Raw genomic sequence first — 24,434 nt, 5'->3', positions numbered from 1 at the left:
GGTGGATTCACGACGGAGGCTGTGGCCGACGACGGTGTTTTCACTAGGGGTTGCGGCGCTTGGGTTGGGGATCAGCAATGCCTATACGCAGCAGCTCTTGATCATTATCGGCATCCACACGTTGCTGGCTCTGGGCCTGAACATGCTCATGGGATACGCGGGCCAGATCTCTTTGGGGCATGCCGCTTTTTTCGGCTTGGGTGCTTACGGCACAGGCATCCTCACCACCCACTTTCAGTGCTCTCCCATGTTGTCTTTGCCCGTCGTCATCGTCCTTGCCGCCCTGTTGGGTTATCTCATCGGGCGGCCTGTGTTGCGCCTTTCGGGATATTACCTGGCCATGGGGACACTCGGCCTGGGGATTATCGCCCACGTCATCTTTCGGGAATGGGTCAAATACACCGGGGGCGCCTCGGGACTGATCGGCATCCCCCCTATAACCCTGGGGTCCGTGATGGTGGGCATGGGTCGCAACGGCTATTACGTGGTTTGGGGAACGGTGATAGTGTTCTTTGTGCTCTGCGGTCGGCTGGTGGATTCACGCATGGGGCGGGCACTCCGGGCGTTGGGAGACAGCCAGGGCGCGGCGGCCGCCTGCGGGATCCATACGGCGCATCTCAAGGCGGTGATCTTTTCTTTCAGCGCCGTCATGGCGGCGCTGGCCGGATACCTTTACGCCCATCTTCTCGGATTCATCAGCCCGAGTTCTTTCGATTTCCTGATGTCCATCCGGATGGTCACCATGGTGGTCATCGGCGGCATGGCCAGCATCTGGGGTTCTTTGCTCGGCGCCTCGGTGATCACCCTGCTGCCGGAATGGCTTCACGTGTTCTCGGACTACGAGATGATGGTCTACGGGTTGATCCTCATGTTGGTCATGATTTTTCTTCCCCAAGGGCTGACCCGAGGCGTCTTGGACGCCGTGCAGCGCACCCGCAGCCGTGCTCGCCGGCAGACCTAGAAGGGGACGGGGGCAGGATTCTTGAACGCACCGCACGCCTTTCTCAGTATTGATGGAGTATGCAAGGCCTTTGGGGGCATCCAGGCCCTCTATGAGGTTTCTTTTACCGTCGCGCACAAGCACATCCATGCGCTAATCGGTCCCAATGGCGCGGGGAAGACCACCCTTTTCAACGTGATCTCGGGGGCTTTCCCACCGGATCGAGGATCGGTGCGTCTGAACGGTTCGGACATCCACGGTCGGCCGATGCACGAACTGGTGCGGCGGGGCATTGCAAGAACCTTTCAAAACGTTGAACTTTTCGGCAGCATGACGGTGTTGGAAAACGTCCTGGTGGGATGCCACAGCCGGACGCGCTGTGGGCTCATCGGGGCCATGGCCCGGTGGCCTTGGGTCAGACAGGAAGAACGATGGGCGAGACAGCGGTCCATGGAGCTTTTGCACATGGTGGGTCTTGCCGATGTGGCCCACAAGAGGGCTGTGGACCTGCCGTTCGGATGGCAACGATTGGTGGAAGTGGCCCGAGCTCTGGCGGGTGATCCTCAGGTGCTCCTCCTGGACGAACCTGCCGCCGGTTTGAACGCTGTTGAAACGGAAAGGTTATCCCAACTGGTCCAGCAGATCCGCTCTCTGGGCATCACGGTGCTCTTGGTGGAACACGACATGAATCTCACCATGGACATCTCCGACCGGATTGTCGTGTTGGACCGGGGTCGGAAGCTGGCGGAAGGCACCCCTCGGGAAATCCAGTCCAGTGAGGCTGTCATGGAAGCGTACTTGGGCAGGAAACGACGATAAAAGAGGCCGGTTCGTCCCATGCTGATCGTACGAAACCTTCGGGCTGGATACGGGCGCATCGAAGCGCTCCACGGGGTCAGCCTGTCCGTGAGACTCGGGGAAATCGTCGCCCTGGTAGGTGCCAACGGGGCTGGCAAGAGCACGTTATTGCGGGCCATCGCCGGGCTGATCGCCCCCTGGCATGGGGAAATTCTGTTTGAAGACCGATCCCTTGTGGGGCTGAAGCCTCCGGAGATCGTCACTGCAGGCATCGGGCTGGTGCCCGAAGGACGCTGGCTCTTTCCGCCCATGAGCGTCTTGGACAACCTTCGGTTGGGGGCGTACGTCCGTCTGCGGCGCGGCGACAAGGACGGGGTGCGTGGGGACTTGGAGCGCGTTTTTGAGCTCTTCCCCATCCTTGCCGAAAGGAGAAAGCAACCCGCAGGGTCCCTTTCCGGGGGCGAGCAGCAGATGCTGGCCATCGCCCGAGCCCTCATGAGCCGCCCGAAGATGCTCCTGCTGGACGAACCGTCCACGGGCCTGGCTCCACTCCTGGTGGAAAAGATTTTCGAAATCATCGTCCAACTCAATAGGGAAGGAATCACCTTCCTCTTGGTGGAGCAAAACGCTCGGGCGGCCCTCTCGGTGGCGGCTCGGGGTTACGTGCTGGAAACAGGTCGCATGGTGCTCCACGGACGAGCTCAAGACCTGTTGGAGGATCAGGAAGTGAAACGGGCGTACCTCGGCAAAGACTATCGCGAGTTTGCAGAAGGGAGGGCCTGATGGGCGCTACGGGGAACGGCAACGGAGAATGGTTGACGCCTGCGGAACGACGTCAGCAGCAACTGGAGCGGCTTCAGATTACCTGCAATCGGGCCTACAAGAACGTGCCGTTTTATCGCAACCGGTTCCATGCCTTTGGCACTTCCCCTCACGAGATGACCGGCTTGGAAGACCTGCGGCGCCTGCCGTTTACGGAAAGGCGGCATTTGGCAGAGCATTATCCTTACGGATTGTTCGCCGTACCTCTTAGGGACATTGTGCGCATCCATACGGCGCCGGGCGCTGCCGGCGGGCTTACCGTGAGCGGCTATACCGCACGGGATCTCAGAGTCTGGCGCGAAATGGTCGCTCGTGCCCTTTTGGCGGCCGGGGTCGGCCCGGACGACATCCTTCAGATCGTGCTCCACCCGGGTTTGGCCAATTGGGGACGCGATTACAAGGACGGGGCCGAAGCGCTGCAGGCCAGCGTGATTCCCTTGAACGCGCTGCACATCAGCAAACAGATTCTCGTCCTTCGAGACTACAAGACCTCTGTCCTTGTGACCACCCCCAGTTCGGCGGTGCAGATCCAAGACCTCTTGTTCAACGCAGACATCAACCCGAACGAACTCTCCTTGAAGAGATTGATCCTTGTGGGAGAACCCGCCGAAAACCATGAGCGTCGGGCTATCGAAGATCATCTTCACGTGACCACATGGCAGCATTACGGCCTGAGTGAAGTGCCGGGGCCCGCGGTGGCCTATGAGTGCGAAGCCCATGAAGGACTTCATGTCTCCGAGGACCACTTCCTGGTGGAGGTGCTGGACCCTAAGACCCAAGAACCGGTGACGGAGGGCGAATCCGGAGAGTTGGTGTTGACGAGCTTGACCATTCAGGCCTTCCCGCTGATCCGGTTCCGCACAGGAGATCGCGTCCGGATCCTCGACGGGGGATGTCCCTGTGGGCGAACGCTGATGCGCGTGGAATGGCTGAGAGACCGTGTCGACGACCTCATGGTGATTCAAGGCGTCAAAATCCAAAAGGACCAAGTTGCCGTGCGGGTGGCTCAGACCTTGGGTTTTGCCCCTTCAAGGCTCTCTGTGCATCTTGTCCAGCAGGGGGGGTACAAGGCCTTGGAGGTGCGTTTGGGGATGGAGGAAGGGCTTTTCAGCGACGAGATCAAGGAATTGGAAGGATTGGTGCGGAAAACGGCGTTCGAGCTTCGCCAAGAGTTCGGCGTGCCGGTGGAAGTGCGCCTTCTGGAAGGCCCAAGCGTAGCAACGGCTCCGTAGGAAGCGGGAACACGAGAGGGGGATGAGGAACCATGGATGTGCTGGTGGTGGGTGCGGGAGCCATCGGCGGCTATTACGGAGGGCGTTTAGCCCAGAGTGGAGCTTGCGTGTCGGTGGTGGCCCGTTCTGATTATGACATGGTGGCCAAAGAAGGGATTCGGATTTTCAGTCCGGCAGGCGATTATCATTTTCGCCCGGCTCGGGTGGTCCGAAGTGCCGGGGAACTGGGCCGTTTCCCCGATGTGATTCTGGTGGCACTGAAAGTCCTCCCGGAGATCCCCACGGCAGATTTGATCCGGGACGCTGTGGGGCCGGAAACAACGGTGGTGCTCATCCAAAACGGGGTGGACGTGGAGCGGCCCGTGGCGGATGCCTTTCCCCGAAATGAAATCTTGAGCGGACTGGCCTTCATTTGCGTTCACCGGACGGCACCGGGGACTGTGGTGCACCAAGACTACGGGCGTCTGGTCCTCGGCCGGTATCCGTGCGGACCGTCGCCGAAGGCCGAAAAACTTGCCGAAAGGTTTCGTCAGGTCGGTGTGCCCTGTGAAGTCAGCGAAGATGTGGTCACCGCGCGGTGGGCCAAGCTGGTCTGGAACGCTCCGTTTAATCCCATGTCCGTCTTGTGCGGGGGGGCGAGCACCCAGGATATTCTGGCTCATGAAGAGACGACGCGGCTCGTTCGGGCCGTCATGGAGGAAGTGTGTGCCGTGGCCGCCGCCGACGGACATCCGCTTCCCGAAGACGTCGTGGAGCGGATGATTGCCGACACCCGGAAAATGACCCCTTATAAGACGAGCATGCTTTTGGATTTCGAGGCGGGCCGTCCCATGGAAGTGGAAGCCATTTTGGGCCATGCCGTGCGCATTGCGCGGCGTCATAACGTCTCGGTGCCACACATGGAAACGTTCTATGCTCTCTTGTGCGGCATGAAGGGCCGGTCGTCTAAAGATGGCGGAAGTGCATGGGAATCGAACCCACCTGGGACGCCCCTCAGCGCCCCACACCGGATTTGAAGTCCGGGAGCCCCACCAGTGAGCTTGGCACTTCCATCGGCATTTTTACTGCAGGCCGAAGTTTTTGGCAATACCCTGCGGCCGATGGGTGCGTTGAGGTTCAGCCCCTCGGCGGGTTGCCCACCCTCCCGTCAATGGTCCTATAGGGCCGGTGAGGGTGTCCTTCCCGTCACGTTTTAAGGCCAAAACATTCCCGTCCGCGCCCCCATCCGTGCCGCTCGGGTGTTCGCCTCTTATCGACCCACGCGGACGCGAGGTGACCTGCTCCTCGAGGACACCCCCAGAAGCCGACGTGGGCCGCCGAGACATCACACCCGGCAAGCGCTCTTGGACATAGGGTCGGATCGCGCCCAATACCTGAATACGCTCAGGGGGACTTTTTTTTCTTTTTCGGCGGCCGGACCGTGACGAGTTCATAGTTCCGAAACCCCAGCCCCAAAGATTCCGCGTATTCCAGTTGATGTTCCCAGGGGATGTGAGGATACACGGCTCGGATTTTGTCCTTCGGCGGCGGGTTCAGGGACCCGATGTGGCTGTTGGGCAGCACGGCTTGCGCATTCATGAGATCTACCGAGGCCTGGTCGATGGCCACAGGGTCTGGGGAGGCGAGAATTCCGATATCCGCAACGACAGGGGCATCGGCCGACGAGTGGCAGTCGCACGCCGGGGAAATCTGGGTCAAGAAGTTGATGAAGAAGCTTTGATCCTGCTTGCCATAAAGCGCCCCCACGGTATATTCCACCATACGCTCCATAAACCCCGGGATGTCTTGATCCCATCGGATATCAATGGCTTCCTCCGGACAGGCGTGGATGCATGAGCCGCATCCCACACATTTCGCCCCATCGATCTGGGCGACCTTTTTGATCGATTCTTTGGGCCGGGCCATGTCTTCCGGACGGTCCACCAGGGTCAGGGCATCGTGGGCGCACACCTTGACGCACGATCCGCAAGCGATGCATTTTTTCGGGCGGATTTTCGGCGCCATGGTGCTGTGTTGTTGCATTTTCCCGCGGCGTGAAGCGCCGCCCATGCCCACGTTCTTGATCGCCCCTCCAAACCCCGCCAGTTCATGCAGCTTGAAGTGGGCCACAGAAACAAGAGCCCCTGCCCGTGCTAGGGCGGAAGCGATATAGACGTTCTGACACCGATTGAGGCACACAGGCACCGCGACTTCATCACCCCCGTCCAAGCCGTCGGCGATGATGACCGGCGCACCCACCACATCCGGGACGAAACCGTGACGTATCGCCGTCTGGAGATGGTCTACCGCATTGCCACGCGTGCCGACATACAGGGTCCCCGCGTCGGTAAGAAACGGACGTCCCCCGGCTGCGCCTATGGCCTCGACGATGGGTCGCACGAGAATGGGGCGCACAAAGGCCGTGTTGCCCCGTTCCCCGAAGTGGATCTTGACCGCGGTCAAGGCCCGTTTCGGAATGCGCCTTGAAAGACCGGCCTCTTTTAAGAGCAGCGTGATTTTGTCCAGGAGGTTGCAGGAATCATCAGCCCGTAAATCAATGAAATAAACAGCGCTCCGCGACATGATCTTTCCTTCCATTTACCAGGACAATAGGACGGCAAGAATCCCTGTGAGAAAAATACCGTCAAAAGTTCCGGCTCCGCCGATGGACGCCACTGGGGCTCTGAGTTCACGGATCCGGTGAAGATTCAGCAGATCCGCTCCGATCAATGTCCCAAGGGTTCCGGCCACATAAGCCGTCGGGGGAGCCCACTGGTGATTGAGCACCAGCGCGGCCAATGCGGCCACCACAGGCGGAATGAACATGGGAGTGGCAATCCCCAAGCCCGGAACCGGCCTAGCGATGCGGTGGATCACGTAGGTCACCAGCCCCGTGGCCAGGAGCATCCGGATGGGATTGTGGGCGTGAAGCAAAAGGTACAGAGAGATCATGGTGGGGATGACGGCGCCTCCCACGTTGACGGCCAGAACCATTTCCCGAGGATGTCTCCACTGGGGCGGACGGTAGCGCAGGCCGAAAAAGGAAATAAGACTGAGAATCGGGGGGTCTTCTTTCAACGGGATGCGTTTGATGGGAATGTTGATCATGCTCCCGATGATACACAGAAAAAGGAGAGAAAAGAGTTGTTCGGGAGGAATGCCCAAGCGGGCGAAAGCCATGGCAAAGAGCCCGAACTTGACGAGTCCGAAAACCAAGAAGAGCAAGAAAACGAAAATAAAGAAAAAAATTACGAGAAAAGGCGGGAAAAACATGGCATGTCCTTTCAGCCTGCAACCGCACGCACGGCAGAGTCGACGTGGTCTGCGTACTGTTCAAAATTTTTTCGGAAAAGCCCCTTGAGGTGCTCCGCCTGTGTCCGATAGGCTTCAGGGCTCGACCATGTGTCTGCGGGCATGAGCAGTTCCGTGGGCACGCCGGGGCATTCCCGGGGAACGAGAAGGCCGAAGTAAGGTTCCTTGTGGAAACCGATCGTGTCGAGCAGCCCACTCAACGCCGCCTGAACCATGGCCCGGGTATAAGCGATGGGCATGCGACGGCCGATGCCGTAAGGGCCTCCGGACCATCCCGTGTTGATGAGCCAGCATCGGGAGCCGTGGGCTTCCATGCGTCGCCTGAGCAATTCGGCGTAAACGGTGGGGGGAAGCGCCATAAACGGTGCTCCGAAGCAGGTGCTGAAGGTCGCCTGGGGTTCCGTAACACCGGCTTCGGTCCCGGCCACTTTGGCCGTGTACCCGGAAAGAAAGTGGAACATGGCTTCGTGGGGCTGCAGTCGGGCGATGGGGGGGAGCACCCCGAAAGCGTCGCAGGTGAGCATGACGATATCTTTCGGGTGGGGTGCCATGCCGGTGGAAGATGCGTTGTCGATGAAAAAGAGAGGATAGGCGGCTCGGGTGTTCTCCGTCAACGAGTCATTGTCCAGGTCGATTTCACGCGTCTGAGTGTCGATGGCCACGTTCTCGAGAATCGTGCCGAAGCGCCGGGTGCATCGGTAGATCTGGGGTTCAGCCTGCGGCGAAAGTCGAATGACTTTGGCGTAGCAGCCGCCTTCAAAGTTGAAGATTCCATTGTCGCTCCAGCCATGTTCGTCGTCACCGACCAAGGTCCGGGTCGGGTCGGCCGAGAGGCTGGTTTTGCCTGTCCCGGAGAGGCCGAAGAAGATCGCTGCATGGCCGTCCGGACCCACATTCGCCGAGCAATGCATGGGAAAGACGCCCTTTTGCGGTAAAACGAAGTTCATCATGGTAAAGATGGACTTCTTGATCTCCCCACCATAGCCGGTGCCGCCGATAAGGATGCGCTTCTTTCCGAAATGTTCGATAATAAATGCTCCAGATCGGGTGTGATCCCACTCGGGAGAGGCACGGAAATGGGGCGCGGCGATGAGGGTATACTCGGGCTGAAAGTTTACCAGTTGATCACGGTCCCGCACGCGAATGAACATGTTTCGGGCAAAGAGACTTTGCCAGGCCATTTCCGTAATGACGCGCACCGACACGCGATACTGAGGATCGGCTCCAACGTAGCAATCCTGAACATAGATTTCCCGGCCTTGGAGATAGGCGAGGAGCCGGGCTTCGAGCTTGTCAAAATCTGCGGGGTCGAAGGCGCGGTTGACGGGTCCCCACCAGATCTTGTCTTCGCAGGAGGGTTCCCGGACGAGAAATTTGTCCTGTGGGGCCCGCCCGGTGTAGGCTCCAGTACGGACCACCAGCGGACCGCGTCGAGCCAAAAGCCCTTCCTGGCGTTTGATGGCCTGTTCGTAAAGCACGGGTGCCGGCGCGTTGTAAAAGACGCGCGTATAATTGACGATGCCTTGGGCATCCACAGGAACTCTTCGGCTTTCGGAAGGTCTCTCGCATGCCTCCAGCATGGCTTCCTCCTCTCCGGCGGAAAACTCGTGCGGCCTTTTGTTTCCCGATGGTACCCTCTTCCCCGGGTTGCTCACCACAAATCTCTTACAGCATCCAAGAGGGAATTGTATACAGGAATGCTTTCAGGGACATCGACAGGATCCGGGAAACGGCGGACAAGCACTGGGGGGCACCCCGCGTTTTGAGCCGCGGCCACGTCGCTGGGCTTATCCCCGACAAACGGTGTCCTATGGAGACACATGCCGAAAAGAGAGGCTGCGGCCAGAATCATGCCCGGTGCCGGTTTTCGGCAAAGGCAATGTTCTTCCGGACGATGCGGGCAATAGTAGGCAGCGTGGATCCACCCGCCAGCAGATCGTACCCCTTGGATCATGGACCGGTGAATCTCGAAAAACGCGTCCCAGGTCATGAGCCCACGATGCAGAGCGGATTGGTTGCTGATCACCACGACGTGGATCGCCTTCTCCCGAAGCCATTTCAGGGCTTCCAGGGCGTCCGGGTAGAAGAAGAATTCCTCTGGGGTTTTCACGTAGTCACGACGATCCCGATTGATGATCCCGTCTCGATCCAGAAGGAGAAAATTTGGAGATGTGGGCTTATTAGCGGATATCCAGCAAATCACCGAAAGGACTCCCGGCGGCACTTGCATTCGTCTTGACAGGTGAGCGGTGACGGAAAAGAATGAAAACTCTCGATTTTGGGCCGCACCGACTCTTGCTCCTAACAGGAAATCCCCGTGAGCGCAAGAACCATCCAGCAGCTTCAGAGACTTCTTGGTCATCGATTCACCAACGACAAGTGGGTGAATCAGGCTTTGGTGCATCGCTCTTATGCCCATGAAAAAGCGGATGCCGGCATGGGAGACAACGAACGGCTGGAGTTTCTCGGGGACGCCGTGCTCAGTCTGACCGTTTCCCATATGCTCGTGATCAAGTTTCCCGAGGCAGATGAAGGCACCTTGTCCCGCATGCGTGCCTCTTTAGTCAATGAAGGACGGTTGGCGGAGATCGCCGCCGACTTAAACTTGGGGGCTCTGCTGAAGCTGGGCAAGGGGGAGGAAATCTCCGGAGGCCGATCCAAGCCCTCCATTTTGGCCGACGCCGTCGAAGCCCTTCTGGGAGCCGTATATCTGGACGGCGGTCTGGACGCGGCGGCGAAAGTGGTTCAAAAACTTTTCGAAGGCAAACTTGATCCTGTGGCGGCCGAAGAAGACCCTATGCGCCGCTTGGATAAGGATTTCAAAACCCAGCTGCAGGAAGTGACCCAGGCGAGATTTCGGCTCGTTCCTCACTATGAAGTGGAAAAAGAGGAAGGGCCGGATCACGACAAGGTATTCTACGTCACGGTCAGCCTCGACGGGCGTGTGATCGCCCGGGGGGTGGGCAAGAGCAAAAAGGCGGCAGAACAGGCGGCGGCACGGGAAGCCCTAGCCGAATTAGAAGCGGGACAGGAAGAGCCATGAGTCGAGGCGACGATCCTAAAAAGATGTTATTGGGTTGGGTGCTTTTGTGCTGTGCGGCCGTGATAGCCATTTCGATAGGAGGTTACTGGTTTTACCGATCCCAGAAAGAAGCCCGGGAACGCGATGCGGAGCATCTGTTAAGCACCATCGCCCGGTACAGGGAATCGGAACTTACTGCGTGGATTCGCGATCAAATCGAAGATGCTTCAGCTTTGCAAAAATTCACGACGTCCCTGGGACCCTTGGCGGACGTTTTGGCCGATCCAGAAGCGGTGCTGACGAGTTCCCTGGAAGACTTCCTGAGGTATATGGCGACCAGCCACGATGTGGATCATGTCGCGCTGGTTGATCGAAGCGGCCGTGTTCGGTTTTGTCTTGGGAGATTTGATCGGCTGCATTCGGAGGACCTTAAGGTCCTGGCGGAGGCGATGAAAACGGGCCGACCAGCAATGACCGACCTGCACGCTGATCCCGAAACCAAGGAAGGTCACATTGGAGTGGTCGTTCCTGTGTTCCGCAACGTCAGCTCATTCCCCGAAGCTGTCGGCGGCCTCTTCCTCATGACCAATGCCTCGCGATTCATCGATTTCGCAACTCAAGCCTGGCCACTGCCGACCGCAAGCGGGGAAGTTCTTTTGGTGCGGCGTGAGGGGGAAGAGGTGGTGTACCTGAATGCGCTGCGCCACAAGCCGGATGCCGCCTTTAGCCTGAGATTGCCCCTGAACCGACAGGATCTGGTTGCCGCCATGGCCGCCCGTGGGGTGACGGGGGTTGTTCGAGGCACTGACTACCGGGGCGTCCCCGTCCTGGCGGTTATCAGTCCCGTGACCGGGACATCTTGGTATTTGGTGACCAAAATCGACCGGCAGGAGATCGAAGCCGAAAACCGGCACATTTTTTACTCCATCGGGCTTCATGTGGCCGGTTTCGCATCGCTTCTGATCGCGCTGGTCCTCTGGGCCCGCCAAAGTGCGCGTAAGGAGCACTACCGCCGATTGTTTCACGCCGAATCGGAATTGCGCAGGTCCCTGGCGCGTCAAGCTGCGGTGCTCCAGGCAATGGCCGATGCAGTGATCGCCACGGATGACAGGGGACGCGTGGAATTGTGGAATCCCGGAGCGGAGAAACTCACGGGCTGGAGCGCTGATGAGGTTCTGATGAAGCCTCTGGCGCAGGTCCTTTCGTTGCGCGATGCCCACAAAAGAGCCGTCGACTGGGAACACCATGGACCCAAGGCTGAAAGCCCGCTTGAAGGAGGAGAAAACTTTTTTGTGCATACTCGGGACGGGCGGTGGGTTCCGGTCGCGATAAGCCGTTCTGCTTTTGGGGACACCGCGGAGGCACAAGGTCGGACGATCCTGTGCTTGCGGGATCAGAGCCGGGAGAGGCTCACTCGGCGGATTATGGAGATCCGACTCGAGCTGATGGAGCGTGCGGACGCGGCTTCTCTGGATGAAGTGCTGCCGCAAACGCTGGAGGCCGTAGGTGAACTGTTGGAGAGCCCCGTAGGGTTTTACGTGTCTTTGGGTGACGATTCTTCAACCGTCCAATGCATCCATTGGTCAGAAAATGTGCGTGAGAAATTCTGCGCTGGGGGAGAGCTGCCTGGGCATATGAATGTGGAAGAGGCGGGGTTATGGGCGGATGCTTTACGCGAAAAAAAACCTATAATTGTGAACGATTACAGAACATTGACATCCATGCGGGGGCTTCCCGAGGGGCATGGGCCGCTCTACAGGTTTCTTGCGGTGCCCGTGATCCGGGATGGGCTGCCTCGGGCCCTGCTGGCCCTGGCCAATAAGGCAACGGCATACACCGAAATCGATGCGGAAACCCTCTGGACCCTCGCCGGCTTGATCCATCAAGTGGTGGAACACCGAAAGGCGGTAATTGGGCTTCGTCAGAGCGAAGAACGCTATAAGAAGTTGTTTCAGGATCATAAAGCGATCAAGCTCCTCATCGACCCAAAAGACGGCCGGATTGCCGATGCCAATCGTGCGGCCGTGGAGTTCTACGGCTGGTCCCATGAAGAACTGACGCAGATGTTCATCCATCAGATCAACACTCTGCCCGTAGAAGCCGTGAAAGAACGGATAGCCGAAGTTCAGGCACAAAAGCGCGTCCATTTCGAATTTCAGCACCGCCGCGCCGACGGCTCCGTGCGGGACGTGGAAGTTTACAGCAGTCGGATTGATGTGAACGGGAGGCCCTACCTGCATTCCATCATTCATGACGTCACCGCGAGAAAACAGATGGAAGCGGAGCGGGCACGATGGCTCACGGCGATCGAACAAGCCGGGGAAGCGGTTCTCATCACCGATGCCGAAGGGGTCATGGAATATGTGAATCCGGCTTTTGAAACCGTGACGGGATACGCTCGCGAAGAAGCCATCGGCCGCACACCGGCCATACTCAAAAGCGGCCTGCAGGATGAAGCCTTTTACCAGGACATGTGGGCGACGTTGAAAGCCGGGAAAAAATGGTCCGGCCGCATGGTGAATAAGAGAAAGGACGGTACCCTCTACACGGAAGAAATCACCATTTCCCCAGTCAAGGATGCTCAAGGAAACATTGTCAATTATGTCGGAGTGATGCGCGACATTTCCGAAAAGTTGCGGTTGGAGCAGCAGTTTTTTCAAGCCCAGAAGATGGAGTCGGTGGGCCGGTTGGCGGGCGGGGTCGCTCACGACTTCAACAACAGCCTGACCATTATCCTCGGCTTTGCCGATCTGGCTTTGAGGGAAGTACCGCCGGAGAGTGCGGCTGCGGCTTACGTCCATGAAATCATTCAGGCAGCCGAACGATCCGCGGCCATTACCCGCCAGCTTTTGGCTTTCGCCCGCAAACAGATCATCGAGCCCGTTGTGATGGATCTGAACAGCTCGGTGGAAGGAACGTTGAAGATGCTGCGTCGTTTGATCGGGGAAGACATCGAGCTGGTATGGAAGCCTGGAGAGGATTTATGGAAAATCAAGATGGATCCGGGCCAGCTGGATCAGATCCTGGCCAACCTGTGCGTCAACGCGAAGGACGCCATCGGCGGGGTGGGAACTATCACCATCGAGACGAAAAATGTGACCATCAACGAGATGTACTGTGCCACTCATGTGGAATGCCTTCCTGGAGATTACGTCCTGTTGATGATCAGCGATAGTGGTTGCGGCATGGACGCGGAGACCCTCTCCAAGATTTTCGAACCATTTTTCACCACCAAAGAGATCGGCAAGGGAACGGGGCTTGGTTTGTCCACGGTCTACGGCATTGTGCGACAAAACCAGGGCTTCATCAACGTGTACAGTGAACCTGGGCGCGGGACCACCTTTAAGATCTACATTCCCCGTGTGCCGGAGACTGAGGGGTTGGTGTCGTCACCTCGCACAAGAGAAGAGGCATCGCGAGGAAAAGGCGAAACCATCCTGTTGGTGGAAGATGACCCTGTGCTTTTAGAAATGACGGAGATCATGCTCAGACAACTCCATTACACGGTGCTCACCGCTCCAAACCCTTCGGCGGCCTTGAGTTTGGCCCGTGAGCATCGCGGCCCCATCGATCTGCTCATGACCGATGTGGTGATGCCGGAGATGAACGGCAAGGAATTGGCTTTGAAGGTCCGCAGTTACCGGCCGGATATTAAGGTGTTGTTCATGTCGGGACATACGGCGGATGTGATCGGCCGTCACGGTGTGCTGGATCCTGGGGTGTCTTTCCTTCAAAAGCCCTTTGTTTACAAAGAATTGGCGGAACGCATTCGGCGGGTGTTGGAAAACGTTGGGACATGAAGCGCTGGTGGGTTTCAAGTGCCTGGGATCGGAGTTTAAAGAGCGGGCATCATCCGTTAGGGCATTGCCGCGGGTATCACGATCCTAGAGCACGGATCGTTCGAGGGGAGCTTTCCGGTGGAAGCGAAGCGTGGGGAAAAACTAAATTGGGAGGTGGACTCATGAATCAAGATGCAGCAATCAAGTGCTTTGAAGAGCTCACGGAAGCGGAATTGATCCCCTGGGTTATGGACGGTTTGCGCCGCACACTGGTGCATTACGGGTGTTGGTTCCGGGAAGTGGAATACCAATTGGGAATGGCCAAGGCCATGGAGGTGGAGTCAGAAGCCGGAGACGCGGCGTTTTCCATCATCCTGAAACGCCTGTCTAAAGTTCTGGGTTTCGAAATGGACGGGGACGTCCCGAAGGCGCTCAAAAACCTTGAGAAAGCCAAACTCTTGGAACTCATGGATGCCCTGGGTGCCAATTGGCTGGCCAATGACGGGGTATGGTTCCAGGCGGTGGAAAAACGCTTCGGCATGGATGCCGCCAAGCGGTGCAACGACACATGCTGGACCAGATTTTCCCCCTACGAGGCCTTGCGCATTAAGAGGCTCCTCGGCCTCGGCCCGCTTCCCGGACTGGCCGGTCTCAAAGCGGCGCTCGGTTACCGTCTCTACGCCCGTATCAACCGACAAACCATCGAGGATGTGGACGCGCACAGCTTCATCTTCCGCATGGTTGACTGTCGGGTCCAAAGCGCCCGAAAGCGCAAGGGACTTCCAGACTATCCATGCAAGTCCGCAGGGCTCGTGGAATACCCGTATTTCGCCGAAGCTATCGACCCAAGAATTCAAACCGAATGTATAGGATGCCCCCCCGATGAACATCCCGACACATGGTGGTGTGCGTGGAAATTCACCCTCACGGTCTGAGCGCCGCTGGTAAGGCCTCAGGGGTATGTTGCATGAAAGATACATGCGCTTGGGGACTGTGCGATTTATGCTACAGGAACGGATCGCACGGCACTGCGCGCGGCGACAAGGCTTCTCGAGCGGGTGCAGAGATACTGAGGAAAAGACGACAAGTCGTTCGTGTGACCAGGAGAGGCTCGAACTGGTACGTCTTTTGCCTTTGACGCCCTGCCGAGGAGGAAGAGACCCGTGCGCTACGACTTGTTCACACAGCATACGATTCGAGCGGATGTTCCCTTTAGCGGGACGGGCCTGCATACGGGGGCTCGTGTGCATGCAGTGCTTCGTCCCGCCCCTCCCGACCACGGCATAGTGTTCTACCGTGTCGATCTGCCCGGGGCTCCGGCTGTTCCCGCCCGTTATGACCATGTGGTGGACACGTCCTTGGCCACCGTCATCGGTAAAAACGGCGTATCCATCGCCACCGTGGAGCACTTCATGGCAGCGGTGCGGGTGGCAGGGCTAGATAACCTGCGGGTGGAGATCGACGGGGCGGAAATGCCGGTCTTGGACGGGAGCGCCAAACCGTTTTTGGATATTCTCCGAGAGGCGGGTTTGGTGGGCCAAAAGGCGCCGAAGAAATGCCTGCGGGTGAATCATGCGTTCATGGTCAGTCAAGGAGATGCCTACATCAAGGTGTTTCCGTCCGATGAGTTGCGCATTTGCTACACCATTGAGTTTCCCCATCCCCTGGTGGGACGGCAGGCCTTTGCATGGACATTTGATCCCGGCTCCTTTGCCCGAGATTTGGCGTCGGCCCGAACCTTCGGCTTTCTGAGAGACGTGCAAAGTCTCCAGAGCCGGGGATTGGCTTTAGGGGGATCTCTGGAAAATGCCGTGGTTTTTGATGACCTCGGCGTGGTGAATCCGGAAGGCCTGCGGTATCGGGACGAGTGTGTGCGGCACAAGGTATTGGACTTCTTGGGAGATTTGGGGCTCTGTCCGTTTCCCGTGTTGGGTTCCTTTGAAGCCCACAAGGCGGGACATGCCCTGCACAATCGGTTGTTGCGGCATTTGTGCGAGCGGCCTGGATATACCCGTTTCGTGCCGGCCGCCGCGGCCATGCCTCCCCGCAGAGTGGTGCCGCCGCGTCCGACCCCATATTGGAAACCGCCGCTTATGCCTGCCTAAAAAGGTTGGCCCATAGAAACTCGGCCTATTTCCTTGTCAACGCCGAGCGCCTCCGCTACAATCCACTCCTCCCGAGACATTCACTCAGGGGAAGGGTCGGGCGCGATGTGCAAGGCGTTTTTTTTTGCAGGATACCTTCTGCTCACAGTCATGGCGGCTTCCGACCCGGTTTGGGCCCGAAACCCCGCGGATATCGCCGACCTTCGGGTGTATTCCGATCCGCCCAACCTCAAGATCAGCTTTCGCATCGACAACTGTTTCAATGAAGAGATGGAGCAGGCCATTCAGAGTGGGGTGGCGACCACGTTCCGGATTCGGATCCTTGTGGACAAGGACGGTTTGCCATGGATTCGGGAACGCTTGGTGGATGCCTTCATCGAACGGACCATCCGTTACGACACCTTGCATGAACACTATCTGGTTTCTCGCGTGGACGATCCCAAGTCGTTCCTCACGACCAAGCGTTGGGATGAGGCCAAAGCGTGGATGAGCCATGTCACGGACCTACCCGTCATTGCACTCTGGCGACTGGTCCCGGACCAGACCTACCTCGTGCAGGTCAAGGCCGAACTCTCGAAGGCTCAGGTGCCGTCCTTCCTCCGGTACGTCTTTTTTTTCGTCAGCCTTTGGGACTTTGAGACGCCTTGGGTGAGCGTAACCTACACGCATTGATCCCTTGGGATCCTGTCATGACATCCCCAGATCCTGCCATAACCCGCCGTCGCCGGCGGCGTGAACAAGCTGTCATCATTGCGTTACTCACCGCCGTCTTGATTTTGGGGTGCCTTCAAGGCTGGCTCTTTCATTATGAGTCGGAGTTGCCTTTCTTCGGCAACGTGCTGCTTATCGCTCTGGTCAACATCAACCTTATTTTGATTCTGTTACTCATCTATCTTGTCATCCGCCAGTTGGTGAAACTCGTTTTCGAGCGCAAGAAAGGGGTGTTGGGGCATAAGCTGCGCACCCGCCTCACTTTGGCCTTTGTCACCCTGACTCTTATCCCCACCATTCCCCTTTTCGGGGTGGCGGTTCAGTTCATGTCTTTCAGCCTGGACTACTGGTTCAGTGCTCAGGTGGAGCAATCTTTAGCCCAGAGCGTGGAGCTGGGGCGAGGCTATCTGCGGCAAGTGCACCGGGATCTGATGGGGGAGGTGGCGCAGGTGGCGGCGGAAATCTTCCCCCATGGGACGATCCCGGAAGACCGACCGGTCTCCGTACCACTCCCCCCCGGTTTTGGCACCGCCATCCGCTGGCGGCGGTTTTTGCGGCCGATGCCGAAGGAACGTTCTTTTGGACGGCGTGGAAAGACCGCGAGTGGATCCGGTTCCAGGATCTTTTGTCCCAAACGTTCCGAGAACACCTTAAAGACCCTGAGGCCCTCAACGAAGGGGTTTCGCTATCCCTGGGCGAGTTTGGCGAAGCGCTCATGGTCTGGCAGCAGCTCCCCGGTGAAACGTCCGCACCGGAAAGCGTGACGTACGTGGGGATCGTACGGCAGTTTCCGCCGGATCTCGCGGCCAAGCTCGATACGGTGGTGCAGGGCTACCAAAACTACCGCCAACTCAAGCTCTTCAAGACCCCCCTGAAGACCACCTATCTCATCATCTTCTCCATTGTGGCTCTGCTGGTGGCCTTTGCGGCTATTTGGTTTGGCTTTTACTTAGCCCGCCACATCACCGGGCCGATCCAGACTCTGCTGACGGCTACGGATCGAGTGGCGCACGGGGATTTGGATGTGAGCCTGCATCTGGATCGTCAGGACGAGATGGGGCTTTTGATGGCGTCCTTCAATCATATGGTGCGCGATTTGAGGGCAAGCCGAGAACAGCTCACGCAAGCGTACCGAGCGTTACAGGAAAGCCACGAGGAGCTGGAATCGCGGCGCCGCTATATGGAAATCGTCTTGGCCAACATTGCGGCGGGCGTCATCGGTGTGGATGCGGACGGGATCGTTCGGACCATGAACAAGGCGGCGGAACAGATGTCGGGAATCCGGGCGAAGGAAATGATCGGACGCCATTACGCAGAGTTTTTGTCGTCGGAACACCAGGAGGTGGTAAGGTCGTTCCTCCGGTTGTATCGGATGAGCCGCCAGCCTTACCTGGAAAAAAACGTTCAGGTGACCGTGGGGGACCGCTCTTTGGCGCTTCTCGTCAAGGTCAGTGTGCTCATGGATGAACACGGTCGGCATTTGGGTGCCGTGGTCGTGCTGGACGACCTGAGCGAGCTGCAGAAGGCTCAGCGTGTGGCGGCGTGGCGTGAGGTGGCGCGTCGCATCGCCCATGAAATCAAGAACCCGCTCACGCCCATTCGCCTGTGCGCCCAAAGGCTTCACCGCCGCTACGTTGCCGCAACGGGAGGGGAAGGGTGCGATGCCGTGATGGCCGAATGCACGGAAACCATTATTCAGCAGGTGGATCACATGAAGCGGCTGGTCAATGAATTTTCTCAATTCGCTCGCATGCCGGAAGCGCAGCCCAAGCCGTGCGATTTGGGAGTCTTGGCTCAGGAGGCCGTGTCCTTGTATCGGCACATTCATGGAAATATTCGATTCCAGGTGAAGATCAGCGCGGATTTTCCCCGGCTCCACCTGGATCCTGACCAGTTCCGCCAGGTGCTGAATAACCTGCTGGAAAACGCCGTGCATGCGCTGGACGGCGACGAAGGTGAGGTGGAAATTCGGCTGGAATACGACCCCATCCTCAGGATCGCTCGGCTGGAGTGTGCGGATACCGGGCCCGGTTTGACGCCGGAGGCTAAGCTGAGGGTCTTTGAACCTTATTTTTCCACGAAGGAGAAAGGCACGGGCTTGGGCCTGGCCATCGTGGCCAAGATCGTCGCCGATCACAACGGCTTTGTCCGTGTCCGCGACAATGAACCTCGGGGCACGGTGTTTGTCATTGAACTCCCTGCAGTTTATGGAGAGGATGTCAAGGCGTGGCCGTGAGCGGTGCCGCCGGGGTAGTGGGAGAAGAGGTGATATCGACCGGCCTGTGGAAAACCCGCCCGCAGTTTCGGCGGGATGCACGTGGAGACGCGGCCGCCGACGGCCGGTACCTGTGAGCCGGGAGGAAAATCCCTCAGCCTGTCAAGCCGTCTCAGGCGTTTTCTCTCGGGCGGATGCTCGAGGGATGGACCTTCGGGTGTCGAGAGCTTCGAAGCCTTCAGGGAGTTTTTCGATCGAGGAAAGTTTTCGGGCGGCCATGCGTGGTCGGCGCCCGAGAAAAGCACACGTCAGAGGACGTCATGGGGATCAAGATCCTGGTGGTGGATGATGAACCCAACATCCTTCGCTCGCTTCAAGGCGTCTTGGAGGATGAAGGGTATGAGACCGTAGTGGCCGCGTCCGGGGAATCCGCCCTGGAAGAACTGAGAAAGGACCCGCCCGATGTGGTCCTCCTCGATATTTGGCTTCCGGGCATGGACGGCCTGGAAGTGCTCAATCGGATCAAGACGTCCTATCCTGCCCTTCCCGTCATCATCATCTCCGGCCACGGCACGATCGAAACGGCAGTGCGGGCCACCCGCCTTGGGGCGTTTGATTTTGTGGAAAAACCGCTTTCTCTGGAAAGGGTTTTGGTGAGTATTCAGAATGCGCTGCAGGTTTCCCGCCTCCAGGCAGACAACCTCATTTGGCGCCAGAAGGCGGAAAAGCGCTACTGGATTACAGGACAAAGCCCGGCGATTGTCCGCCTTCGCGAGTTTATTGAGCGGGCGGCACCTAGCAACGCCACGGTGCTCATCACGGGAGAAAACGGCACAGGGAAGGAATTGGCGGCCCGCTCCTTGCACTTTCTAAGCCCACGCAGGCAGAGGCCGTTGATTGAGGTCAACTGCGCCGCTATACCTGAAGAGCTTATTGAAAGTGAACTTTTCGGACACGAAAAAGGTGCATTTACAGGAGCTCAGGAGAGGCGGCGCGGCAAATTCGACCTGGCGGACGGCGGGACCTTGTTTCTGGATGAGATCGGGGACATGAGCCTGAAAACCCAGGCGAAGATTCTGAGGATCCTCCAGGAACAAACGTTCGAGCGGGTTGGGGGCTCGCGGACCATCCGCGTGGATGTGCGCATCGTGGCGGCCACAAACAAGGATCTTCCAAAAGAAATTGAAGCGGGCCGCTTTCGCCAGGACCTATATTTTCGGCTGAATGTCATTCCCATCCACGTGCCGCCTCTGCGGGAGCGCTTGGAAGATATTCCGTTGCTGGTGGATGATTTTTTGGAAGAGCTGTCTCGGGAAAGTTCCATGGGCCGCAAGGCCATCGCTCCGGATGTCTATCCCTTGCTCAGTCGTTACACATGGCCCGGGAATGTGCGAGAGCTGAAAAATTTCGTGGAACGCCTCGTCATCATGACACCGTCACGCCTCATCGGTATCAAGGACCTGCCGGAAGATTTCCTTCGCCGGCTCGGACACGATGTCCCGCGGAATGATCCCTACCAGCACCCGACGCTCAAGGAAGCCAGGCTGCATTTTGAAAGGGAATACCTTCTGCGAAAACTCAAGGAACACGACTGGAACGTGTCCCTCACGGCCCAGAGCATCGGCCTGGAAAGAACCCATCTGCACCGAAAGATGAAAGCTTTGGGGCTGCGGCCGACGAACGACATACCGGAGGGCGGTGAGGATCCGTCGGTCCGGTTCCCTTGACACAGGAAGGCTTTTGGTGCTAAGAGTTCCCGACACTGTCGGGGCGTAGCGCAGTCTGGTAAGCGCACTAGCATGGGGAGCTAGGGGTCGGCGGTTCAAATCCGCCCGTCCCGACCAGTGCATGAGCACCTCTCCCATGCTCAGTAAATTGCAGAGATACGGCGAGTTGGAAGAGATCTTCCGCCTCGTTTTTTTTGGCGCTTCCCAAAACAAACCCCGACGGCTTCCATGGGAAGATTCGTGGGCCGGGACCGCCTTCCACGATCCGGGTCGTTTTTCGAATATCAGCCTTTGGGGCAGAGCAAGCCCAGAACCTCCCCTCTTCATAGACGGCTTTCGGCGAGCCGTCCATAAATTGTCAGTGTGGCGCCGCACCCAATGACGTGGATCTCAAGTGGTGCAAGTTAAGGCAAACCGGCGTCTGCCGGAGTTCTCCTCGGACGACCGCCTCAAATGCTCACCGAGACCTCTAGGGGTGAAATTGGAAAAGGGCAGACTTGAGGGTTCGGTGCGTCATGCGTTATTCCTGCCGGGTCGCCAGGCTGCCGAGAAGTGCCTCTCTTGAAAAGCCCATCACATTGTTCGACCGTCCGCTTTTTCAAAATGCCGCAGAGCGCATGTGGAAATGTTTTTTGCAGATGAGAGCTAATGAGAGCCTCCGTTTTTTCCGACTATACAATGTGTGCGATGAAACGGAGGCTAGGGCTATGGAGTGGAGTATCCTCTTTGTGGACGATGATCGCAGTGTTTTAGACGGTCTGCAACGCATGCTCCGGTCCATGCGCCGCGTCTGGCGGATGCACTTTTTCGACACTGCTTCGGAGGCCCTTCAGTTTCTCCAATCCCAGCCGGTCGATGTGGTGGTTGCGGACATGCGTATGCCAGGTGTCGATGGGGCCCAATTCTTGTCCGAGGTGAAACGGGCTTACCCCGGGATCATCCGCATCGCCCTGTCCGGCTACGCCGATCAGGACATGGTCCTGAGGGCCGTTCGATCCGCTCATCAGTATCTGGCTAAGCCCTGCAGCGCGGAAACGCTCAAAGGAGCCATCGAACGCGTCAAAGCGCTCCGGGAGCTCCTGGCCGAAAAACCCCTTAGGGCCGTGGTGGCCGGTTTGGAAGTCCTGCCGAGTTTGCCGTCGCTGTACCAGGAAATCATGCGGGAGCTGGAATCCGAAGGGGCATCCGTCAAGAGGGTGGGGGAAATTATTGCCAAGGATGTGGGCATGACGGCCAAGATCCTGCAATTGGTCAACTCGGCCTTTTTCGGGGTGTCCCGGCACGTGACCAGCCCGGCCCAGGCGGCTGTGCTTCTCGGGCTGGAGACCATCCGCGCATTGGTGCTGTCGCTTCACATCTTTTCCCAGTTTCAAGGGAAAGCGTTTTCGGAAAAGGACGTGAGCACCCTATGGGAACACAGCTTAACGACCGCCGTCTATGCCAAAACCATTGCCGTCCTTGAAGGGGCGGAGCGCATGGTCTGCGAGGACGCCTTTATGGCGGGGATGCTCCACGACGTGGGAAAGCTCATCTTCATGCAAAACCTGGCGGAAAAAACCAAGCAGGCCATCGGCCGATCGGAACAAACCGGAGAACCGATCTGGGCCAGTGAAACAGCGCTAATTGGGACATCCCACGGTGAAGTCGGGGCCTACCTCATGGGGGTGTGGGGTTTACCCGATAGTATTGTGGAATCGCTGGCATTCCATCACTTTCCAAGCCGATGTCCTCACCGGCAGTTTAGTGCCTTGACCGCTGTGCACGCCGCCGATTTCCTTCACTATGCCATTGCCGGAGGGGCGCCTTTTCAAGGGCCTGGATTGGTGGATCAGGCGTATCTGGCGGAACTGGGCGTGCTGGGCCGCCTCAGGACGTGGAAAGAGGCCTGCCAGGCCGCCATCGCTGAGGTATAGGGGCAAGGTCATGGCCAATGCACAAAAAATCCTCTTCGTGGACGATGATCCCAACATTTTGGCGTCCTTTAAGAGGACCCTGCGCAAGCGCTACGACATGGACGTCGCCGTCGGCCCTGAAGAAGGGCTGAAAGCCGTGGAGGGATACCGCCACTATGCCTTGGTGATTTCCGATTTGCGCATGCCTGTCATGGACGGCATTCAATTTCTCTCCAGAGTTCGTGAGCTGTCTCCGGATACGGTGCGCATGATCCTGACCGGTAATGCCGACCTCCAGGCTGCCATTGATGCGGTGAACCGGGGAAACATTTTCAGATTCCTCACAAAACCCTGTGAGCCGGAAACCCTCCAATCGGCCATCGACTCGGGACTGCACCAATATCGACTGGTGCGCGCGGAAAAAGAACTCCTGGAAAAGACACTGCGCGGAGCCATCCGGATCCTTGCGGAAGTGCTCAGCCTGGTCAACCCGGAAGCCTACGGCCGGGCCTCTCGGATTGCCCGCTATGTGAGTGATGTGGGTGCCCGTTTGGGCTACCCGAAACCATGGCAACTGGAAACGGCGGCCATGTTGAGTCAGATCGGATGCATTGTCCTGCCGGAAGATTCCCTGAAAAAGATTTACCGCGGCAATGAACTCACTCCGGAAGAGGCCCAGCTTTTTGCGATGTACCCTTCGGTTGGGGCCAGTCTTATCGGCAAAATCCCTCGCATGGAAGAGATCAGCGAAATTATTGCCTATCAAGAAAAGCATTATGACGGCTCGGGGATACCCAAAGACGATCGCTCTGGAGAAGCCATCCCCTTGGGGTCAAGGATTCTAAAGGTCGTGCTGGATTTCGACGCCTTGGAAGCTCGGGGCTTGCCGCGCGCGGCCGCCATGAACCACATGAGAAAGAGGCAAGGCGCCTACGACCCGAAGGTGCTGAAAGCGTTGGAAGAGGTCTTGGGGGATGAGGCACGTTTTGAGGTCAAGGAGCTTTCGCTCCATGAGCTGCAACTCAACATGATTATCGGCGACGATGTGTTGAGCCTCAAAGGGGTGTTGCTCACTGCCAAGGGCCAGGAAATTACACCGGCTCTTTTGGAGCGGTTAAAAAACTTTGCGAAGACCGTAGGCGTCAAAGAACCTATCCGGGTTCTGATTCCGATATGAGGCAACCCAACGAGGGCGGAACATGGACGGGACCGTTCTTTTTGTGGACGACGAACCCCACTTCACCAGTGCCCTGCAACGAGCGCTGCGTCATGAACCCTATCGGATCCTGACGGCCAATTCAGCGGTGCAGGCCCTGAATATTTTGGACCGGGAATCCGTGGATGTGGTGGTCTCCGACGAGAGGATGCCCGGGATGAGCGGCTCCGAGTTTTTGGCCGTCGTGCGCCGCCGTCACCCTCGGACCGTACGCATCCTCCTGACAGGGTACGCGACGCTGGAGGCGGCCGTACGGGCCATCAATGAAGGGGAGATTTACAGATTCCTCACGAAACCCTGCCAGGCCAAGGATCTTTCGGACATTATCCGCCAGGCCCTCGCCATTCGACGGGAGATGCGCAAAGTGAGTACATCCGATCCCGCCACGGCGCCCGTGCCGAATCCTCAGGGGGTTCTGACGGAGCTGGAACGCCATTATCCCGGCATCACGCGGATCAAGATGGATGAGACGGGAGCGATCATCATCGATGATGTGGACCTCGGTCTCGATAAGCCCTCCGGTTCCCGATAGCCCGGACGGGGGGGAAGCCAAGAGCCTGAAAAGGAGCCGCTCCTAGGGCGGCCGGGTGCAAAAGTCGACATTCCCGCCGCCCCGTGCCGAGGGCCCCGTCTAGGGTTCATCGGGCGTCCCGCAGCCGATCATTCCGGTTTTTCGTCACGCTG

20 protein-coding genes, 2 tRNA genes and 1 pseudogene are annotated in these 24,434 nt (G+C 58.1%); 18 read left to right on the top strand and 5 right to left on the bottom strand.

All coding sequences use genetic code 11. The features are described from left to right. Position 1: 1 nt before the first annotated feature. The 5 genes and pseudogenes from ACZ5K9_RS02250 to ACZ5K9_RS02230 form a co-directional block, all read left to right on the top strand. Entirely contained in the window at positions 2–961 is a 960-nt protein-coding gene (locus tag ACZ5K9_RS02250; RefSeq protein ID WP_464272796.1) for a branched-chain amino acid ABC transporter permease, read from the top strand. Positions 962–982: 21 nt separating this feature from the next. Then, positions 983–1,759 (top strand): ABC transporter ATP-binding protein, encoded by a 777-nt coding sequence (locus tag ACZ5K9_RS02245; protein ID WP_464272795.1) that lies wholly within the window; start codon positions 983–985, stop codon positions 1,757–1,759. Positions 1,760–1,777: 18 nt separating this feature from the next. Further along, positions 1,778–2,521 carry an ABC transporter ATP-binding protein gene (locus ACZ5K9_RS02240; RefSeq protein WP_464272794.1) on the top strand — a complete coding sequence of 248 codons (744 nt, stop codon included), beginning with the start codon at positions 1,778–1,780 and terminating at the stop codon, positions 2,519–2,521. Beyond that, positions 2,521–3,792 carry a phenylacetate--CoA ligase family protein gene (locus tag ACZ5K9_RS02235; protein WP_464272793.1) on the top strand — a complete coding sequence of 424 codons (1,272 nt, stop codon included), beginning with the start codon at positions 2,521–2,523 and terminating at the stop codon, positions 3,790–3,792. Before ACZ5K9_RS02240 ends, ACZ5K9_RS02235 begins: the two co-directional genes overlap by 1 nt. A 32-nt stretch (positions 3,793–3,824) precedes the next feature. Then, positions 3,825–4,712 (top strand): annotated as a pseudogene (locus tag ACZ5K9_RS02230) (ketopantoate reductase family protein); the annotation flags it as partial. A gap of 32 nt (positions 4,713–4,744) precedes the next feature. Here the strand turns inward: ACZ5K9_RS02230 and ACZ5K9_RS02225 are convergent. The 5 genes from ACZ5K9_RS02225 to ACZ5K9_RS02205 all read right to left on the bottom strand — a co-directional run bounded on the left by ACZ5K9_RS02225 (position 4,745) and on the right by ACZ5K9_RS02205 (position 9,286). Continuing rightward, a tRNA-Sec gene (locus ACZ5K9_RS02225) sits at positions 4,745–4,843 on the bottom strand. A 332-nt stretch (positions 4,844–5,175) separates the two neighbouring features. Next, on the bottom strand, positions 5,176–6,354 hold the full coding sequence (locus ACZ5K9_RS02220) for a DUF362 domain-containing protein (RefSeq protein ID WP_464272792.1): 1,179 nt from the start codon (positions 6,352–6,354) through the stop codon (positions 5,176–5,178). A gap of 15 nt (positions 6,355–6,369) precedes the next feature. Continuing rightward, the gene (locus ACZ5K9_RS02215) at positions 6,370–7,044 is read right to left on the bottom strand and encodes a DUF1614 domain-containing protein (protein WP_464272791.1); all 675 of its coding nucleotides are present in this window, start codon (positions 7,042–7,044) and stop codon (positions 6,370–6,372) included. An 11-nt stretch (positions 7,045–7,055) separates the two neighbouring features. Then, positions 7,056–8,663, bottom strand: coding sequence for a phosphoenolpyruvate carboxykinase (ATP) (gene pckA, locus ACZ5K9_RS02210; RefSeq protein WP_464272790.1), 1,608 nt, complete (start codon positions 8,661–8,663; stop codon positions 7,056–7,058). Between the two features lie 71 nt (positions 8,664–8,734). After that, positions 8,735–9,286, bottom strand: coding sequence for a D-glycero-alpha-D-manno-heptose-1,7-bisphosphate 7-phosphatase (locus tag ACZ5K9_RS02205; protein ID WP_464272789.1), 552 nt, complete (start codon positions 9,284–9,286; stop codon positions 8,735–8,737). A 114-nt stretch (positions 9,287–9,400) separates the two neighbouring features. Here ACZ5K9_RS02205 and rnc point away from each other — a divergent pair, with 114 nt between their 5' ends. From rnc to ACZ5K9_RS02140, 13 genes are all read left to right on the top strand, one after another. Further along, on the top strand, positions 9,401–10,126 hold the full coding sequence (gene rnc, locus ACZ5K9_RS02200) for a ribonuclease III (protein WP_464272788.1): 726 nt from the start codon (positions 9,401–9,403) through the stop codon (positions 10,124–10,126). Further along, positions 10,123–13,905, top strand: a complete 3,783-nt coding sequence (locus ACZ5K9_RS02195; protein WP_464272787.1) for a PAS domain S-box protein — start codon at positions 10,123–10,125, stop codon at positions 13,903–13,905. Before rnc ends, ACZ5K9_RS02195 begins: the two co-directional genes overlap by 4 nt. Positions 13,906–14,066: 161 nt before the next feature. After that, on the top strand, positions 14,067–14,819 hold the full coding sequence (locus ACZ5K9_RS02190) for a DUF6125 family protein (protein WP_464272786.1): 753 nt from the start codon (positions 14,067–14,069) through the stop codon (positions 14,817–14,819). A gap of 228 nt (positions 14,820–15,047) precedes the next feature. Next, complete coding sequence (gene lpxC, locus ACZ5K9_RS02185) at positions 15,048–15,989, top strand: UDP-3-O-acyl-N-acetylglucosamine deacetylase (protein WP_464272785.1); 942 nt, start codon at positions 15,048–15,050, stop codon at positions 15,987–15,989. Positions 15,990–16,094: 105 nt separating this feature from the next. Continuing rightward, positions 16,095–16,661 (top strand): DUF4390 domain-containing protein, encoded by a 567-nt coding sequence (locus tag ACZ5K9_RS02180; RefSeq protein WP_464272784.1) that lies wholly within the window; start codon positions 16,095–16,097, stop codon positions 16,659–16,661. A gap of 17 nt (positions 16,662–16,678) precedes the next feature. Next, positions 16,679–17,464, top strand: coding sequence for a hypothetical protein (locus tag ACZ5K9_RS02175; RefSeq protein WP_464272783.1), 786 nt, complete (start codon positions 16,679–16,681; stop codon positions 17,462–17,464). Next, complete coding sequence (locus ACZ5K9_RS02170; RefSeq protein WP_464272782.1) at positions 17,416–18,936, top strand: sensor histidine kinase; 1,521 nt, start codon at positions 17,416–17,418, stop codon at positions 18,934–18,936. The genes ACZ5K9_RS02175 and ACZ5K9_RS02170 overlap by 49 nt, the downstream gene beginning before the upstream one ends. Beyond that, entirely contained in the window at positions 18,927–19,052 is a 126-nt protein-coding gene (locus ACZ5K9_RS02165; RefSeq protein ID WP_464272781.1) for a hypothetical protein, read from the top strand. The genes ACZ5K9_RS02170 and ACZ5K9_RS02165 overlap by 10 nt, the downstream gene beginning before the upstream one ends. A 183-nt stretch (positions 19,053–19,235) precedes the next feature. Beyond that, complete coding sequence (locus tag ACZ5K9_RS02160) at positions 19,236–20,642, top strand: sigma-54-dependent transcriptional regulator (protein ID WP_464272780.1); 1,407 nt, start codon at positions 19,236–19,238, stop codon at positions 20,640–20,642. A gap of 39 nt (positions 20,643–20,681) precedes the next feature. Further along, positions 20,682–20,759, top strand: a tRNA-Pro gene (locus ACZ5K9_RS02155). Between the two features lie 590 nt (positions 20,760–21,349). Further along, positions 21,350–22,555, top strand: a complete 1,206-nt coding sequence (locus ACZ5K9_RS02150; protein WP_464272779.1) for an HDOD domain-containing protein — start codon at positions 21,350–21,352, stop codon at positions 22,553–22,555. A gap of 10 nt (positions 22,556–22,565) precedes the next feature. Next, a complete protein-coding gene (locus ACZ5K9_RS02145; protein ID WP_464272778.1) occupies positions 22,566–23,711 on the top strand; it encodes an HD domain-containing phosphohydrolase in 1,146 nt (381 codons plus the stop codon). Positions 23,712–23,733: 22 nt separating this feature from the next. After that, entirely contained in the window at positions 23,734–24,282 is a 549-nt protein-coding gene (locus ACZ5K9_RS02140) for a response regulator (RefSeq protein WP_464272777.1), read from the top strand. The last annotated feature ends 152 nt before the right edge of the window (positions 24,283–24,434 follow it).

This window comes from Desulfosoma profundi, assembly GCF_055387865.1.
The sequence above is the reverse complement of the archived record's forward strand: the minus strand, read 5'-3'. Positions and strand labels throughout refer to the sequence as shown.

What these genes read in the sequence shown, in the direction of transcription:
- ACZ5K9_RS02240 (WP_464272794.1), top strand. Translation starts at nt 1,778, where the DNA reads ATGCTGATCGTACGAAACCTTCGGGCTGGATACGGGCGCATCGAAGCG.
- ACZ5K9_RS02235 (WP_464272793.1), top strand. Translation starts at nt 2,521, where the DNA reads ATGGGCGCTACGGGGAACGGCAACGGAGAATGGTTGACGCCTGCGGAA.
- ACZ5K9_RS02220 (WP_464272792.1), bottom strand. Translation starts at nt 6,354, where the DNA reads ATGTCGCGGAGCGCTGTTTATTTCATTGATTTACGGGCTGATGATTCC.
- ACZ5K9_RS02215 (WP_464272791.1), bottom strand. Translation starts at nt 7,044, where the DNA reads ATGTTTTTCCCGCCTTTTCTCGTAATTTTTTTCTTTATTTTCGTTTTC.
- pckA (WP_464272790.1), bottom strand. Translation starts at nt 8,663, where the DNA reads ATGCTGGAGGCATGCGAGAGACCTTCCGAAAGCCGAAGAGTTCCTGTG.
- ACZ5K9_RS02195 (WP_464272787.1), top strand. Translation starts at nt 10,123, where the DNA reads ATGAGTCGAGGCGACGATCCTAAAAAGATGTTATTGGGTTGGGTGCTT.
- ACZ5K9_RS02190 (WP_464272786.1), top strand. Translation starts at nt 14,067, where the DNA reads ATGAATCAAGATGCAGCAATCAAGTGCTTTGAAGAGCTCACGGAAGCG.
- ACZ5K9_RS02180 (WP_464272784.1), top strand. Translation starts at nt 16,095, where the DNA reads ATGTGCAAGGCGTTTTTTTTTGCAGGATACCTTCTGCTCACAGTCATG.
- ACZ5K9_RS02175 (WP_464272783.1), top strand. Translation starts at nt 16,679, where the DNA reads ATGACATCCCCAGATCCTGCCATAACCCGCCGTCGCCGGCGGCGTGAA.
- ACZ5K9_RS02170 (WP_464272782.1), top strand. Translation starts at nt 17,416, where the DNA reads ATGGTCTGGCAGCAGCTCCCCGGTGAAACGTCCGCACCGGAAAGCGTG.
- ACZ5K9_RS02160 (WP_464272780.1), top strand. Translation starts at nt 19,236, where the DNA reads ATGGGGATCAAGATCCTGGTGGTGGATGATGAACCCAACATCCTTCGC.
- ACZ5K9_RS02150 (WP_464272779.1), top strand. Translation starts at nt 21,350, where the DNA reads ATGGAGTGGAGTATCCTCTTTGTGGACGATGATCGCAGTGTTTTAGAC.
- ACZ5K9_RS02145 (WP_464272778.1), top strand. Translation starts at nt 22,566, where the DNA reads ATGGCCAATGCACAAAAAATCCTCTTCGTGGACGATGATCCCAACATT.
- ACZ5K9_RS02140 (WP_464272777.1), top strand. Translation starts at nt 23,734, where the DNA reads ATGGACGGGACCGTTCTTTTTGTGGACGACGAACCCCACTTCACCAGT.